This window comes from Brachybacterium sp. 107, from assembly GCF_052379725.1.
Taxonomy (GTDB): Bacteria; Actinomycetota; Actinomycetes; order Actinomycetales; family Dermabacteraceae; genus Brachybacterium.
Map to the genome: position 1 here is coordinate 158,180 of NZ_JBQSYW010000004.1, position 14,478 is coordinate 172,657.

The 14,478-nt window shown below is 70.1% G+C and carries 11 protein-coding genes; 5 read left to right on the forward strand and 6 right to left on the reverse strand.

Annotation, left to right across the window (positions count from 1 at the left end; all coding sequences use genetic code 11):
- Positions 1 to 13: 13 nt before the first annotated feature.
- The 6 genes from ACT3UL_RS07120 to ACT3UL_RS07145 form a co-directional block, all read right to left on the reverse strand.
- Positions 14 to 1,087: a Gfo/Idh/MocA family protein gene (locus ACT3UL_RS07120; RefSeq protein ID WP_444577441.1), complete on the reverse strand. Its 1,074-nt coding sequence runs from the start codon at positions 1,085 to 1,087 to the stop codon at positions 14 to 16.
- Positions 1,084 to 2,007 (reverse strand): 5-deoxy-glucuronate isomerase, encoded by a 924-nt coding sequence (gene iolB, locus ACT3UL_RS07125; protein ID WP_444577442.1) that lies wholly within the window; start codon positions 2,005 to 2,007, stop codon positions 1,084 to 1,086. The genes ACT3UL_RS07120 and iolB overlap by 4 nt, the downstream gene beginning before the upstream one ends.
- A 41-nt stretch (positions 2,008 to 2,048) precedes the next feature.
- Entirely contained in the window at positions 2,049 to 2,984 is a 936-nt protein-coding gene (locus ACT3UL_RS07130) for a Cgl0159 family (beta/alpha)8-fold protein (protein WP_444577443.1), read from the reverse strand.
- A complete protein-coding gene (gene iolC / locus ACT3UL_RS07135) occupies positions 2,981 to 4,033 on the reverse strand; it encodes a 5-dehydro-2-deoxygluconokinase (protein WP_444577444.1) in 1,053 nt (350 codons plus the stop codon). Before iolC ends, ACT3UL_RS07130 begins: the two co-directional genes overlap by 4 nt.
- Before the next feature lie 332 nt (positions 4,034 to 4,365).
- Positions 4,366 to 4,755, reverse strand: coding sequence for a tautomerase family protein (locus tag ACT3UL_RS07140; protein WP_443345630.1), 390 nt, complete (start codon positions 4,753 to 4,755; stop codon positions 4,366 to 4,368).
- Between the two features lie 114 nt (positions 4,756 to 4,869).
- Complete coding sequence (locus ACT3UL_RS07145; protein WP_444577445.1) at positions 4,870 to 6,480, reverse strand: MFS transporter; 1,611 nt, start codon at positions 6,478 to 6,480, stop codon at positions 4,870 to 4,872.
- 430 nt (positions 6,481 to 6,910) lie between these two features.
- On the opposite strand from ACT3UL_RS07145, the gene iolD reads away from it, so the two are divergent.
- From iolD to ACT3UL_RS07170, 5 genes are all read left to right on the forward strand, one after another.
- Positions 6,911 to 8,821, forward strand: coding sequence for a 3D-(3,5/4)-trihydroxycyclohexane-1,2-dione acylhydrolase (decyclizing) (iolD, locus tag ACT3UL_RS07150; RefSeq protein ID WP_444577446.1), 1,911 nt, complete (start codon positions 6,911 to 6,913; stop codon positions 8,819 to 8,821).
- 305 nt (positions 8,822 to 9,126) lie between these two features.
- Entirely contained in the window at positions 9,127 to 10,623 is a 1,497-nt protein-coding gene (locus tag ACT3UL_RS07155) for a CoA-acylating methylmalonate-semialdehyde dehydrogenase (RefSeq protein ID WP_444577448.1), read from the forward strand.
- A gap of 322 nt (positions 10,624 to 10,945) precedes the next feature.
- Entirely contained in the window at positions 10,946 to 11,896 is a 951-nt protein-coding gene (locus ACT3UL_RS07160) for a TIM barrel protein (protein ID WP_444577449.1), read from the forward strand.
- 16 nt (positions 11,897 to 11,912) lie between these two features.
- Entirely contained in the window at positions 11,913 to 12,782 is an 870-nt protein-coding gene (locus tag ACT3UL_RS07165; RefSeq protein ID WP_444577450.1) for a sugar phosphate isomerase/epimerase family protein, read from the forward strand.
- Between the two features lie 175 nt (positions 12,783 to 12,957).
- Positions 12,958 to 14,151, forward strand: coding sequence for a Gfo/Idh/MocA family protein (locus tag ACT3UL_RS07170; RefSeq protein ID WP_444577452.1), 1,194 nt, complete (start codon positions 12,958 to 12,960; stop codon positions 14,149 to 14,151).
- The last annotated feature ends 327 nt before the right edge of the window (positions 14,152 to 14,478 follow it).

Below are 14,478 nucleotides of genomic sequence, written 5' to 3' on the forward strand. Positions count from 1 at the left end.
CGGGCGGGACTGCTCAGCTCGGGCGGGACTCGAGGCTGACCGTGACCTCCCCGTCGGCCGTGAGCGAGCGCTCGGTGGCCTCACAGACCGCGGCGCCCACATAGCCGTCCCAGGCGGTCGCGGAGCGCGGGGCGACATTGCTGCCGTCGGCCACGGCGTGGATCCAGGCCTGGACCTCGGCGTCATAGGCGGCGATGAAGCGGGGCCGGAAGTCCAGCGGCACGTCCCCGCCCCAGCGTCCGCCCTCGAGCTGGGTGGTGACGCGGCCGAACCCCTGGCCGATGGTCGAGGCGCCCTTCGAGCCGACCAGCTCGGTGCGCACCTCGTAGCCGGCGTTCGTGCTCACCCACAGCTCATCGGTGACGACCACACCGGATTCGGTGCGGAACACGAACAGCAGCGGATCGTGCAGGCCCTCGGGGGCGAGCTCGGTGCTGCGCGGCACCACGGTCTGCACCGAGACCACGGGCTCCTCGAGGAAGTAGGAGATCGCGTCGATCTCGTGGACGGCCGAGTCGAACACCATCATCGTGTCGTCGAAGCCGGGCAGCACGGTGGCGTTGCGGTGCTTGCAGTTCAGCAGCAGCGGGGTGCCCAGCTCGCCGGCGTCCAGGGCGTCCTTGAGCTCGGCGTACTCGGCGTCGAAGCGGCGCATGAAGCCCAGCGAGACGTACTTCCCGCCCGACGCCGCCTCGGCGCGGACCACGTCGTAGGCGTCCTGCGGGTTCATGGCCAGCGGCTTCTCACACAGCACGGGCTTGCCGGCGGCGATCGCGGCGAGGGTCTGGTCGCGGTGGAAGGCGCCGGGGCTCGCGATGAGGATCGCGTCGACGTCGTCCGCGGCGATGACCTCCTCGGGGGTGTCGACCACGCGGGAGCCGGGCGTCGCGGCGGCGACCTTCTCGGCGGTCTCGCGCACGTAGTCGCTGATCACGCTCACGCGGGCGCCCTTGATGCGGCCGCGGATGCGCTCGACGTGGTCGGCGCCCATGCGGCCCACGCCGATGATGCCGACGCGCACGTCCTGGGGAAGGGCGATCTGCTCGGTCGCAGCGGGCGCGGTGGAGGTCGTCGGGGTCTCGCTCATCGGGTCTCTCCTTCGAGTCGGGGGTCGATACCGGCGTCGGCCCAGGTGCCGCGCACCCAGGTCTGCTCGGGATGATCGGTGATGTTCCAGGCGCGCACCGGGTCCGGTCCCGCCATGACGTTGAGGTAGTACATGTCGTGCCCGGGAGCGGCGGCACAGGGGCCATGCCAGCCGTGCGGGACGAGCACGGTGTCGCCGCTGCGCACCTCGGACAGCACGTCGATCGGCGTCGACTCACCGCTCGAGGTGGTCTGGTGGAAGCCGAAGCCGGGGCCGCCGTCGGGGGCGTCCTGGATCTCGTAGTAGTAGATCTCCTCGAGCTCGGATTCGCGGTGCTCCCCGTCATCGACGCTCTCGTCGTGCTTGTGCGCGGGATAGCTGGACCAGTTGCCGCCCGGGGTGATGACCTCGCAGGCGATGAGGCTGTCCATCGCGTCGAAGGCGCCGACGGTGCCGAAGTTGCGCACCGTGCGGGTCATGTTCCCGCCGCCACGGATCTCCACGGAGACGTCCTCCGCGCGGATCAGCGCGACCGGGTGGACACCGGTCGCGACCGCCGTGGCCACCGCGAAGCGGCCCCCGTCGGCCGAGGAGATCGTGGGCTGGGAGCCGACGGGCACGTAGAGCACGTCGGTCGCCGAGGCGAAGACGTCGGTGCGGCCGCGCAGGGTGTACTGCTCGCCGCCGACGGAGACCTCGCAGCCGCCGCTCAGCGGCACGACCATCGCCTCGACGCTGTTCGCGGTGAAGATCTCGCTCTCCCCCGGGCCGAGCGCGAGCACGCGCAGCCCGGTGTGGACCCAGCCGTCGCGGGCGCCGGGGTCGATGATCGTCTCGTAGTTGCCGCGGCCGGTGGAGCCTGCGGGCAGGTGCATATCGGAGGTGCCGGGTGCACCGGGGGTACTGGTGGTCGAGGACATCGGTGGTCTCCCTTCGAAGGGGCCAGTCAGCGGAGAATGTCTCAGCGGAGCATGTCGACGGAGGCGGTCACCGCGGCGGTGACGTCGTCGTCGGCAGGGTAGAGCAGGGTGCGACCCACCACGAGGCCGCGCACGTTGGGGCGGTCCAGCGCCCGCTTCCACGTGGCGCGCAGCGTGTCCGGGTCGTCGTTCGCGGGATCGCCGCCGAGGATCAGGGTGGGCAGCGTGGTCGCGTCCATGACCCGTTCCATGTCGTCCACCGCGGGCAGCTTCAGCCAGGTGTAGGCGCTGGTGGCGCCGAGGCCCTGGGCGATGTGGATGGACTGGATGACGGCCTCGGGGCTGAGGTCGTTGACGATCTTCCCGCCGCCGGGACGGCTGGACATGAACGGCTCGACCATGGCGATCAGCTCGTGCCGCGCCAGATCGGTGACGGCGTGCGCGCTGGCCTCGAGGATGAACGAGGTGCGGTCGTCGTCCAGATCGATACGGGTGAGCATCTTGCCGCCGTCGAAGCCGGACGCCTTGATGGAGGCGGCGTCGTAGGCGGTGAAGCGGTCCTCGATCTCCCAGGAGCTGCCCTGCAGGCCGCCGCGGTTCATCGAGGCGAAGACGATCTTGTCCTCGAGCGCGCCGAGCAGCAGCAGGTCCTCGAGGATGTCCGCGGTGCCCAGCACGCCGTCCACGCCGGGCACGGCGAGCGCCTCGCGCATCCGGTCCAGCAGCTCGCGGCGGCTGGCCATCGCGTGCGGGCGGCCGCCCACGCCGAGGGCGCCGCGCGCGGGATGGTCCGCGGCGATCACCATCATGGTGCCGTCGGTGTCCGCGACGGTGCGCCGACGACGGGTGGCCGCGAGGCGCGCGATGCGGGACGGATCCTCCAGGCGAACTCGCGTGACCTCGTCGTAGGTGCTCACGAACTGGGTGCCGGCCGGCGTGCTGGCCGGGGTGGATGTCTGGGTGGCGGCGCTGCTCATGCGGTCGCCTCCGTGCCAGTAGTCTTCTCCGTGGCCGGGGCGTCGACGCCGCGGTTGCGCAGCGCGCCGAGCATCTGCTCGACAGTCTGCCCGTGGTTCGGGTCGCCGCCGGCGATCAGCAGGTCGATCTCCTCGCCGGTGGGCATCGCGGTGGAGCACTCCAGTCGGCTGGTGACGATCGCGCCGGCCGCATTGCAGCGGGTCAGGATGGTCTCGAGGTCCTGGCCGGCCAGCAGGCCGTGGGCGAGGGAGCCGCCGAAGCTGTCCCCGGCGCCGAGGCCGTTGATGACCTCGATGAGGTTCGGGGCGACCTCCACGCGATCGCCGCGAGTCTTGCCGAGCACACCCTTGGGGCCCTGCTTGACGATCGCGATCTCCACGCCCGCCTCGAGCAGGGCGTCGGCCGCGCGCTCGGGCTCGGTCTCGCCGACGGCGACCTCGCACTCCTCCTTGTTGCCCACTGCGACCGTGGTGTGCTTCAGCGCCTCGCGGTAGAGCTCGCGGGCCTCCCCCGGGGAGGACCAGAACATCGGCCGGTAGTCGAGGTCGAAGACGGTGTGCCGGGTGCGGCCGCGGGCCTCGAGCGCCGCGAAGTGCGCGGAGCGGCTGGGCTCCTCGGACAGCCCGGTGCCGGAGAACCAGAACAGCGGGACCTCGCGGATGGCGTCGAGGTCGAGGTGTTCGGGCGCGACCTGCAGGTCCGGGGCGCTGGGCTGGCGGTAGAAGTACAGCGGGAAGTCGTCCGGAGGGAAGATCTCGCACAGGGTGATGGGGGTGTTCAGCTCGTCGTTCTTCACGACGAAGCGGCCGGAGACGCCCAGGCGCTCCATCTCCTTGACCACGTAGCGGCCGAAGGGGTCGTCGCCGACGCCGGTGATCACGGCCGGGGTGTGCCCGAGCCGGGCCGCCGCGACGGCGACGTTCGTGGGGCTGCCGCCGAGGAACTTGCCGAAGCTGTTGATGTCCTCGAGTCCCGTGGCGATCTCCAGGGGGTAGATGTCGACACCGCTGCGACCGAAGGTGATGATGTCAAGGTCGGGTGCTGCCATGATCTCAGAGCCTCTCTGCGTTGAAATCTGGGCGGTGACCAGGGGCTATCTGCCCGGCCGTACCGCTCGATGGATCTATCGTGCCATGCCTGCAGGCTCATGTCCAGACATGAGGCCGGACATGTTCGGGTGGATTGTCGGGGCGTGCCTCCCCGCGCCCTTGCGCATCCCGGCGCCGACGATTTCTGCGACGCCGCGACCGATGCGGCCGACGGGATCGGTCCTCTGGAGCGCAGAACTCGCCCGGCCGCCCCTGCCCGGACGCCCACGCCAGGACACCTCTCCAGGCCGCCCGCTCCGGCGGCCGAAGCCCGCCCCGTCGGCCCGTGCCCTCAGAGCTCGCCGGTGAGGAACTGCGCCCTGCCGTGCCCGAAGGACCAGTCCTCGCGGTTGTTGTGCACCACCGAGACGAGGAGGTCCTCCGGGCGCACGAGCCCTTCCGTCGAGAGCCGCTCGGCGAGCGCGGCGTAGACCGCCTGCTTCTGCTCGGTGCTGCGCCCCTGCTGGGTGACATGGATGATGACCACCCCGTCGCTGCGCTCGATGCCCAGGCCGGTGTCCTCGGCGATGATCGAGCCGACGGGCAGGGTCTCCACGATCTGGTAGCGGTCCCGGGCCGGCGCGGAGAACAGCTCGAGCATGACCTTCTGGACGATGTCCGCCATCCGGCGCGACTGCTCGGGGGTGCGGACGTCCTGCTGGGTGATGCGTACGAGAGGCATGATCGGTTCCTTGTCCGGGCCGGAGCCCATGAGTGATGAACGGCGAGGCGACCTTCCGGATGGACCCGCCCCTCGCGGGCCCGCTCCTCGCGGACGGCGGCGGGCTGGCCGCACTCAGCGCAGGCGGATCACGCCGCCGGCCTCGCGGAACTCCCATTCGATGCGCTCGAGGGAGAACTTCTTGGTCTCGGGGATGCGCAGGAAGTACCAGATCACCGCGAAGATGTTGATCGCGGCGAAGATCCCGTAGGTGGCGACGGGGCCGATGCCGTCCATCATCACGGGGAAGGTCACGGTGACCGCGAGGTTCGCGATCCACAGGATCATCACTGCGAAGCCGTTGGCCGCGCCACGGATCGCGCTCGGGAAGATCTCCGAGAGCATCACCCACATCACCGGGCCGGGGCCGGACTGCATGCCGAGCATGAACAGCACGATCACGACCACCACGAGATAGGGCACGAACGGCGGGATGTCCGGCGAGACCGCCCCGTCGGTCGTGAGGTACGGATTGATGCCGAGCAGGAAGATCGCGGTCATCGCGATCAGCGAGAGGGTCAGGATCGTCTGCCCCACGAGCAGCACCTGGCGCCGGCCGAAACGCCGCAGCGCGAGCAGTCCGGCGGCCGCGCCGATCACCGAGGCGACCCCCGTGAAGACGTTGAGGATGATCGAGGCCTGAGCGTCGAACCCGGCCGCCATCAGCACCTTCGGTGCGTAATACATCATCGTGTTCACGCCGGTGAGCTGCTGGAGGATGGCGAAGGTACCGCCGAAGATGATGATCGAACGCAGCCAGGGCACCCGCAGACCGTCTCGCAGCGTGAGCTTCTCGCGCTTCTCCTCGGCCCGGCGGTTGGCCTCCATCTCGGCGACCTCGACGGCCACGTCGTCCGTGCCCTCGACGCGCACCCGCTTGAGGTTCGCGATCGCCGCGGCGAGCTCGCCGCGACCCACGTGCCAGCGGGCCGATTCGGGCATCATGCGGATGCCCAGCCACAGGGCGATCGCGGGGATCGAGCAGAGTATGAGCATCCAGCGCCACGCGTGGCCGTTGCCGTCCGAGACGGTGAGCCCACCGATCCCGGCGAGCAGGCTCCACGAGGCGGACTCTCCGGCCGCGAAGGTGCCCGAGGGATCGTCCGCCACGACGGCCTCGGGGCCGCCCTGGAGCGCGGCGATCATGGCGTTCATCGCGAAGGCCACCAGCTGACCGGTGACGATCATCAGCTGGTCGACGGCGACCAGCATGCCGCGCTGCTCCTTGGGTGCCGTCTCCGAGAGGTAGACGGGCACGGTGGTCGAGGCGCCGCCCACGGCGAGGCCGAGCACGAACCGCGCCGGGTAGAGGATCCAGAGGCTCGGCGAGAGCGCGCAGGCCACCGCGCCGACGAAGAACACGATGGCGAGAAGCATGATGTTGTGCCGGCGCCCGTAGCGGTCCGAGAGCCGACCGCCGATGATCGCACCCACGGCGCAGCCGCCGAGCAGGAAGCCGCCGACGAGCCCTTCCTCGAGGGAGGTCAGGGCGAGGCCGCCGGCCTCCTTGGGCATGTACATATAGGGCAGGGCGCCGGAGATGACCCCGGTGTCGTAGCCGAAGAGGAAGGCGCCGAGGCAGGCGACGACCGCCAGGAGGCCGATGGACCGTTTGGGCCCAGCGGCGGGAGTGGTGCGGACGAGCTCGGCGATGCGAGTCCGTTCCGCATGGTGCGACTGGCTCATGTTCCCTCCTTGGAACCTGAGTCCGGTGCGGGACGTCGGGGATCGCAGGGATCCACGGGTCTCACCGGGGGCCGGTCAGGGACCGGCAGGGAGTCGGGGAGCCGGGCACGAGCACTCTCGCAAGGACGTCCATGTCATACGGGAGCCGCCCTCGAGGCATCTCATGTCCGGTCGAAGTGAGTATTCGTCACTGACTTGGAGGCAAGCTAGCACAGCGGTCACCGGCGCCGGAACCCCAGGGCCTCTGCAGGGTTCGCTGGCGGGCCGCCCAGCAGGCATGATGCGCTGGACATCTTGTCCTGACAAACTCTTGACAAGTGCGGGGGCGGCTCGGCATGCTGGTCACATCTGAACTCACCGTCGAGTCCCAGCGACAGATGGTGTCACCCAGGGCCCGCCCTTGCGACGGAGTCCGCATCACGGAGGCAGCATGAGCGTCCCCTCGTCGACCCCCGCCGGCACCGTCCGGCTCACCGTCGCCCAAGCCCTCGTCCGGTTCCTCGCCGCCCAGTTCGCCGAGCGCGACGGCGTGCGCGACCGGCTGATCCCCGGCACCTTCGGGATCTTCGGCCACGGCAACGTGGCCGGCGTGGGCCAGGCCCTGCTCCAGAACGCCACGGATCCGGCCGACGGGGAGAACCCGATGCCGTACTACCAGGCACGCAACGAGCAGAACATGGTGCACACCGCCGTCGCCTACGCCCGCACCACGAACCGCCTCCAGGCCTTCGCCTGCGCCGCCTCCATCGGCCCCGGCTCCACGAACATGATCACCGGCGCGGCCCTGGCCACCGTGGACCGCATCCCGGTGCTGCTGCTGCCCAGCGACATCTTCGCCACCCGCACCGTCGACCCCGTGCTCCAGCAGCTCGAGGACGAGACCGCCGGGGACGTCTCCGTCAACGATGCCTTCCGGCCCGTCTCGCGCTACTTCGACCGCATCTCGCGGCCCGAGCAGCTGATCCCCGCAGCGCTGCAGGCCATGCGCGTGCTCACCGATCCCGCCGAGACCGGCGCCGTAACCCTCTCCCTGCCGCAGGACGTGCAGGCCGAGGCCTTCGACTGGCCGCCGGAGTTCTTCCGCGAGCGCACCTGGCACGTGGCCCGGCCGGTGCCCGAGCCCGCCGCCCTGAAGCGCGCGGTCGACGTGATCCGCGCGGCCCGTCGGCCCGTGCTCATCGCCGGCGGCGGCGCCATCTACTCCGAGGCGAGCGAGGCGCTCGCGGCCTTCGCCGACGCCACCGGGATCCCGGTGCTCGACACCCAGGCGGGCAAGGGCGCGCTCAGCGCGGACCACCCCCTGGCGATCGGCGGCGTGGGCTCGACCGGCAACAACGCCGCCAACGAGCTCGCCGCGGAGGCCGACGTGATCATCGGCGTGGGCACCCGCTACACCGACTTCACCACCGCCTCGCACACCGCCTTCCGCAACCCCGAGGCACAGTTCGTGAACCTCAACGTGAAGGCCTTCGATGCCGCGAAGCACTCCGCGACCATGGTCGTGGCCGACGCCCGGGCCGGGCTCGACGCCCTGCGCGAGGCGCTTCAGGGCTTCACCGCCCCGGCCGAGCACGGCGAGCACGCCCGGCAGTTGTGGGCGCAGTGGGAGGAGCTCATCGAGCCCTGTTTCCAGCCCCATGACCAGGACCTCCCCGCGCAGACGGAGATCTTCGGCGCCCTGAACGACATGATGGGCGATGAGGACATCGTCATCAACGCCGCCGGCTCCATGCCCGGCGACCTGCAGGCGCTGTGGAAGGCCCGCTCCCCCATCCAGTACCACCTGGAGTACGGCTACTCCTGCATGGGCTACGAGCTGCCGGCCTCGCTCGGCGCGAAGATGGCGAGCCCCACCAGCGAGGTCGTCGCGATCATCGGCGACGGAACCTTCCAGATGGCCCCGCAGGAGATCGCCACGATCGTCGCCGAGCGGGTGAAGGTCATCCTGGTGATCCTGCAGAACCACGGCTGGTCCTCGATCGGCTCCCTGTCGGAGTCGCACGGCTCCCAGCGCTTCGGCACCAAGTACCGCATGCGCAACGAGGCCACCGGGATGCTGGACGGCGAGAAGCTGCCCTTCGACATCCCGGCGAACATCCGCTCCTACGGCCTCGAGGTGCAGGAGGTCTCCGACACCGCGGCGTTCCGCGACGCCTACCGCCGCGCCGAGGCCTCCGCCGAAGCCACCGCGATCGTGGTGAACACCAACCTGTACGGACCGAACCCACCCGGCAACAGCTGGTGGGACGTGCCCGTCTCGCAGGTCTCGCGCCTGGAGTCCACCCAGCAGGCCTCGACCGCCTACGAGGCCGAGAAGGCCCCGCAGCGCCACTACCTCTGACCCCTCCGCCCCGGTCGCGCCCGGTCCGGCCCGGCCACATCCAGCCAGCCAGCCAGCCAGCCACAGCCCGGCCACGCTCGGCCACATCGCATCGACTGGCGGATGGTGTGCAGGCAGCGTCATATAGGCGCTTGCTGCACACCCTGCGCCACTGGATACGACAGCTCGCCCCTCGCAGTCCACCATCCCCGGCTCTGACCCCGGCCGCAGCCCCATCCCCGGCCGCAGCCCCGACGCCGACCCCGGTATACGCCCCAGCCCCACCACAGACCACCCCTCACCGCCCGACCCGCAAGGAGAACACCATGGGACAGAACGTCCAGCACTGGATCAACGGCCGCGAAGAAGCCGGCACCGGCTCCACCCAGCCGATCCTGAACCCCGCCACCGGTGAGCAGATCCGCACCCTCCACCTCGGCGACGCCGCCACCGTCGACCGGGCCGTCGAGGTCGCCGCCGCCGCGCAGCGCGAGTGGGCGAAGGTGTCGCTGGCCAAGCGCACCCAGATCTTCTACCGGATGCGCGAGCTGCTCATCGCCGCGACCGACGAGATCGCCGTCGTCATCTCCCAGGAGCACGGCAAGACCGTCGGCGACGCGAAGGGCGAGATCGCCCGCGGCCTGGAGACCCTCGAGTTCGCCACCTCGATCACCCAGGATCTCAAGGGCGGCTTCTCGGAGAACGTCTCCACCGGCGTCGACGCGCACACCATGCGCCAGCCGCTCGGCGTCGTCGCCGGCATCACCCCGTTCAACTTCCCGGCCATGGTGCCCTTCTGGATGCACCCGGTCGCCCTGGCCACCGGCAACGCCTTCATCCTCAAGCCCTCCGAGCGGGACCCGTCGGCCTCGAACATCGTGGCCCGCCTCTACCAGGAGGCCGGCCTGCCCGACGGCGTCTTCCAGGTGGTCCACGGCGGCAAGGAGACCGTCGACGCGCTGTGCACGCACGACGGCATCTCCGCCGTCTCCTTCGTGGGCTCCACCCCGATCGCCAAGCATGTCCACGCCACCGCCTCCGCGGCCGGCAAGCGCGTCCAGGCCCTCGGCGGCGCGAACAACCACGCTGTGGTGATGCCCGACGCGAACATCGAGTTCGCCGCCTCGCAGGTCGCCTCCGGTGCCTTCGGCTCCGCCGGCGAGCGCTGCATGGCCGTGCCGGTCGCCGTCACCGTCGGCGACATCCACGACGAGTTCGTCGCGGCCATCAAGGCCGAGGCGGAGAAGCTCGTCGTGGGCCCCGGCGACGCCGAGACCACCGACATGCCGCCCGTCATCACGCCGGACGCCCGCGACCGGGTGATCCGCATGACCGACGAGGCCGAGCAGGCCGGCGGCACGATCGTCGTCGACGGCCGCGGCCTCGTGGTCGAGGGCTTCGAGAACGGCAACTTCGTGGGGCCGACGATCATCACCGATCTGGACCGCAGCCACGCCACCTACACCGACGAGGTGTTCGGGCCGCTGCTCGTGGTCATGCACGTGGACAACTTCGACGAGGCCCTCGAGCTGGTGAACTCCTCGCCGTTCGGCAACGGCACCGCGATCTTCACCGACTCCGGCCACTATGCGCGCCGCTACCAGGAGGAGGTCGAGGTGGGCATGATCGGCATCAACGTGCCGATCCCGACCCCCGTGGGCTACTACTCCTTCGGCGGCTGGAAGGACTCCCTGTTCGGCGAGCACCACGCCCACGGCCCCGAGGGCCTCAGCTTCTACACGAAGCAGAAGGCCGTCACCACCCGCTGGCCCTCGCAGAACGAGACCGTCGAGGCCTCGATGAGCTTCCCGACCCACGACTGACCAGCCGGGCCGGGCTGGAAGGACTGGCAGGGATGGACGGGCCGGACGTGCTGGACGGGGCCGGCAGTCCTGCTCGCTCAACCGGCCACCCTCGCGAGTACGGGACTTATTCGTGGGACGACCCCGTATATGGAGTCGGCTCCACGAATAAGTCCCTTGCTCAGGGCCGGCCCCCGCCACTGCTCGACCCAGTCTGCCCACCAGCCCCGGCCCCGGCCCCGGCCCCGGCTCACCACACACGGCACCGCACCGCACCGCACCCGTACCCGTACCCGTACCCGTACACACACCACACACCGCACCCCACCGAAGGAGCTGCGCCGTGACCTCTCCCGACGCCCCGCGCATCGACCGTTCCCGCAATCCCGAGCCCCCGTTCGACAAGCTCACCATCGGCGTGTGCCCCGACCAGTGGGGCGTGTGGTTCCCGCAGGACGAGAAGCAGATCCCGTGGCGCACCGCGCTCGGCGAGATGGCTCAGGCCGGGTTCTCCGTCATGGAGACCGGCCCCTGGGGCTACTTCCCACAGGACGCGAAGCAGCTGCAGTCTGCGATGGACGAGCACGGCTTCCGCGTGGTGGCCGGCACCGGCTGGGGCATCCTGCACAAGGAGGAGGCCTGGGCGGAGACCGAGCGCACCTTCCGCGCGATCGCCGAGACCCATGCGGCCGTGGGCGCGGAGTACATGGTGCACCTGCCGCCGATGTACCGCGACGAGAAGACCTGGGAGTTCACCGACGACCGGCAGCTGACCGGCGACGCGTGGAAGCGGTATGTCACCAACGCCAACGAGCTGGGCCGGATCATGAAGGAGGACTACGGGCTGACGATGGTGCTGCACCCCCACGGGGACAGCCACATCGAGACGCCCGAGGAGATCGCGCGGGTCTTCGAAGCGACGGATCCGGAGCTGGTCTCGTTCTGCCTGGACACGGGCCACATCGTCTACGGCGGCGGCGACCCGATCGCGATGATCGACGAGTACCCCGAGCGCATCGGCTACGTGCACATCAAGGCGTTCGATCCGGATCTCACCCGCGAGGCGCACGAGAAGGACTGGCCCTTCGGGGAGGCCGTCGCGAAGGGCGCCTCGGTGTGCCCGCCGAAGGGTCTGCCGAACATGAAGGACCTGGTCGCGAAGCTCGCCACGATGGACAAGGAGCTGTACGTGATCTGCGAGCAGGATCTCTACCCCTGCGAGCCGGGTCTGCCGCTGCCCAATGCGATCGCGACGCGTGAGTTCCTGGCCGAGTGCGGCCTCGGCGTGAAGTGAGAAGGGGAGCGACCCGATGGTGAAGATCCTGCTGGACCCGTCCATGTACCACCCGCACCTCTCCGTCGCCCAGGAGCTGCACAAGGCCCGTGAGCTGGGCTTCAACTACCTCGAGCTGTCCCCGCGCGCGGACTTCCACCAGTGGCACCACTACCCCAAGGTGGATCGTCATCAGATCGCTGAGGTGAAGCGGGCGATGGCGGACACCGGCGTGAAGATCTGGTCCTTCAACCCCGTCTTCGACTGGGCCTCGCCGGATGAGCAGGAACGCCAGGCTCAGGTGCGCAACTGGAAGCGTCTGCTGGAGATCGCCGACGCCCTCGAGGTACCGCTGATCGCCACCGAGTTCTCCGGCGACCCGAACCGGGCGCTCCAGAGCGAGCACCAGTTCTACAAGTCCATCGAGGAGCTGGTCCCCGTCTTCGAGAAGTACGGCCTGGAGTGCACGATCGAGGCGCACCCCTACGACTTCATCGAGGAGAACGACCAGGCCGTGCAGATCATCCGCGGCGTGGACCGCGACTGGCTGAACTACGAGTTCTGCTTCCCGCACGCCTATCACGTGGGCCGCGGGAACCGGGATCCGCGCGAGATGATGGAGTACGCCGGGGACCGCCTGAAGCACCTGCACATCGCGGACGTCTTCGACCACACCGCCAACGTGGGCAACCGCTACATCATGAACCCGCCCGGCGTCGATGCCCGTATCCACCAGCACAACGAGATCGGCAACGGCGAGATCGACTGGGACGCGGCCTTCACCTACCTGCGCGAGCGCGAGTACGACGGACCGATGTCCGTGTGCGTGTTCGGCTGGGAGGAAGAGGCCGACGCCATCAACGTGCGGATGCGCGAGCGGCTGCTCGCAGAGTTCGACGGCGACTGACAACGGGCCGACGGGCCGACGGGCCGACGGGCCGTCGGGCCGACGGGCCACGCGTACCCGCCCCACCGGACGGACCGGTGGGCGCCCGCTCCACCGGGCGGACGGGGCGCGCCCAATGCACCGGGCCGACCGGGCTCCGCGTGCCCGCACCACCACACGACCTCAGGAGTAGACCATGCAGGACATCGGTATCGGCGTGATCAGCCTCGGCTGGATGGGGCGCCTCCATTCCACCTCGTACCAGCGGATCCCGTCCCGCTTCCCCGAGCTCGGGCTGCGGCCCCGCCTGGTGGTCGCGGCGGACCCGGTCGAGGCGAACCAGCTCGCCGCCACCGAGCAGTTCGGGTTCGAGAAGGCGGTGGCGAGCATCGACGAGGTGCTCGCCGATCCTGAGGTCGACGCCGTCTCGATCTGCTCCCCGAACTTCCTGCACCGCGACTTCGCCGTGAAGGCCGCTGCGGCCGGCAAGCCGTTCTGGATCGAGAAGCCGATGGGTGTCTCCGCCGCGCAGTCCCGCGAGATCCACGACGCCGCGGCCGCCGCCGGCGTGGCCACCGCGGTGGGCTTCAACTACCGCCACGCCCCGGCCGTGCAGCACCTGCGCTCCCTCGTCGCGAACGGTCGCCTGGGCCGGATCACGAACGTGCGCTGCTGGCTCAACGCCGACTACGCCTCCTCCCCCGACGGTGCCCTGACCTGGCGGTACGACCGGGATAAGGCAGGCAGCGGCGTGATCGGCGATCTCCTCTCGCACGGCGCGGACCTCGTGGAGTACGTGACCGGTCAGCACATCGAGGAGGTCAACGCGACCTCGGACATCTTCATCCCCGAGCGTCCGATCCCCACCTCCGCCGGGGTGGGACACGGCGGCATCGAGGTGGGCGAGGAGCGCGGCCCCGTGCAGAACGAGGACTGGGTCGCGGCCCTCTCCCGGCTCTCCGGCGGCGCCCACGCGACGCTCGAATCCTCGCGCGTGGCCCGCGGGCACCGCAGCGACTACGCCCTGGAGCTGTTCGGCACCGAGGGCTCGGCCCGCTGGTCCTTCACCCGGATGAACGAGTTCGAGGTGATGATCGACCCGGTCAACGGCACCGACGGCACCAGCGGCGGCGGCGGCGGCGAGCACGGCTACACAACGGTCTTCGCCGGCCCCGGCCACGGCGACTACGCCCGTTTCCAGCCGGGCCCGGGCATCCCCATGAGTTTCGACGACCTCAAGACGATCGAGGCGGCGGAGTTCCTCTCCGACGTCGCCCACGGCACGCACCTGGCCCCGAACGCGGCCGACGGTCTCGCCGCCGCCGAGGTGTGCGAGGCCGTAGTGCGCTCCGCGGCCTCCCGGGCCTGGGAATCCGTGCCCCGGGTCTGAGCCCGACAAGTCCCCGGCCACCCAGTCAGCACAACACCTCAGTCCCGGCCACACGGCACCGTCACCGGCCCCGCCCCTGACCCCGACCCTGACCCCGACGGTCTCGTCACGGCCAGCGGGGCAAAATAGGCGGATTGCACCTTCGATTCCCCCTTCGTTGCCCCGCTGACGCGGAGGTGGCCCGCTGACGCGGAGGTGGCCCGCTGTTGAGCGAGACCGCGAGGCCCCAGCGCACCCTCCCCCGGGCACCCTCCCCCAGCGCCCGCCGCCCCATGACCGCCCAGTTATGTGCGCACTGCTTCCATGGATGGAACGGACGTGCACATA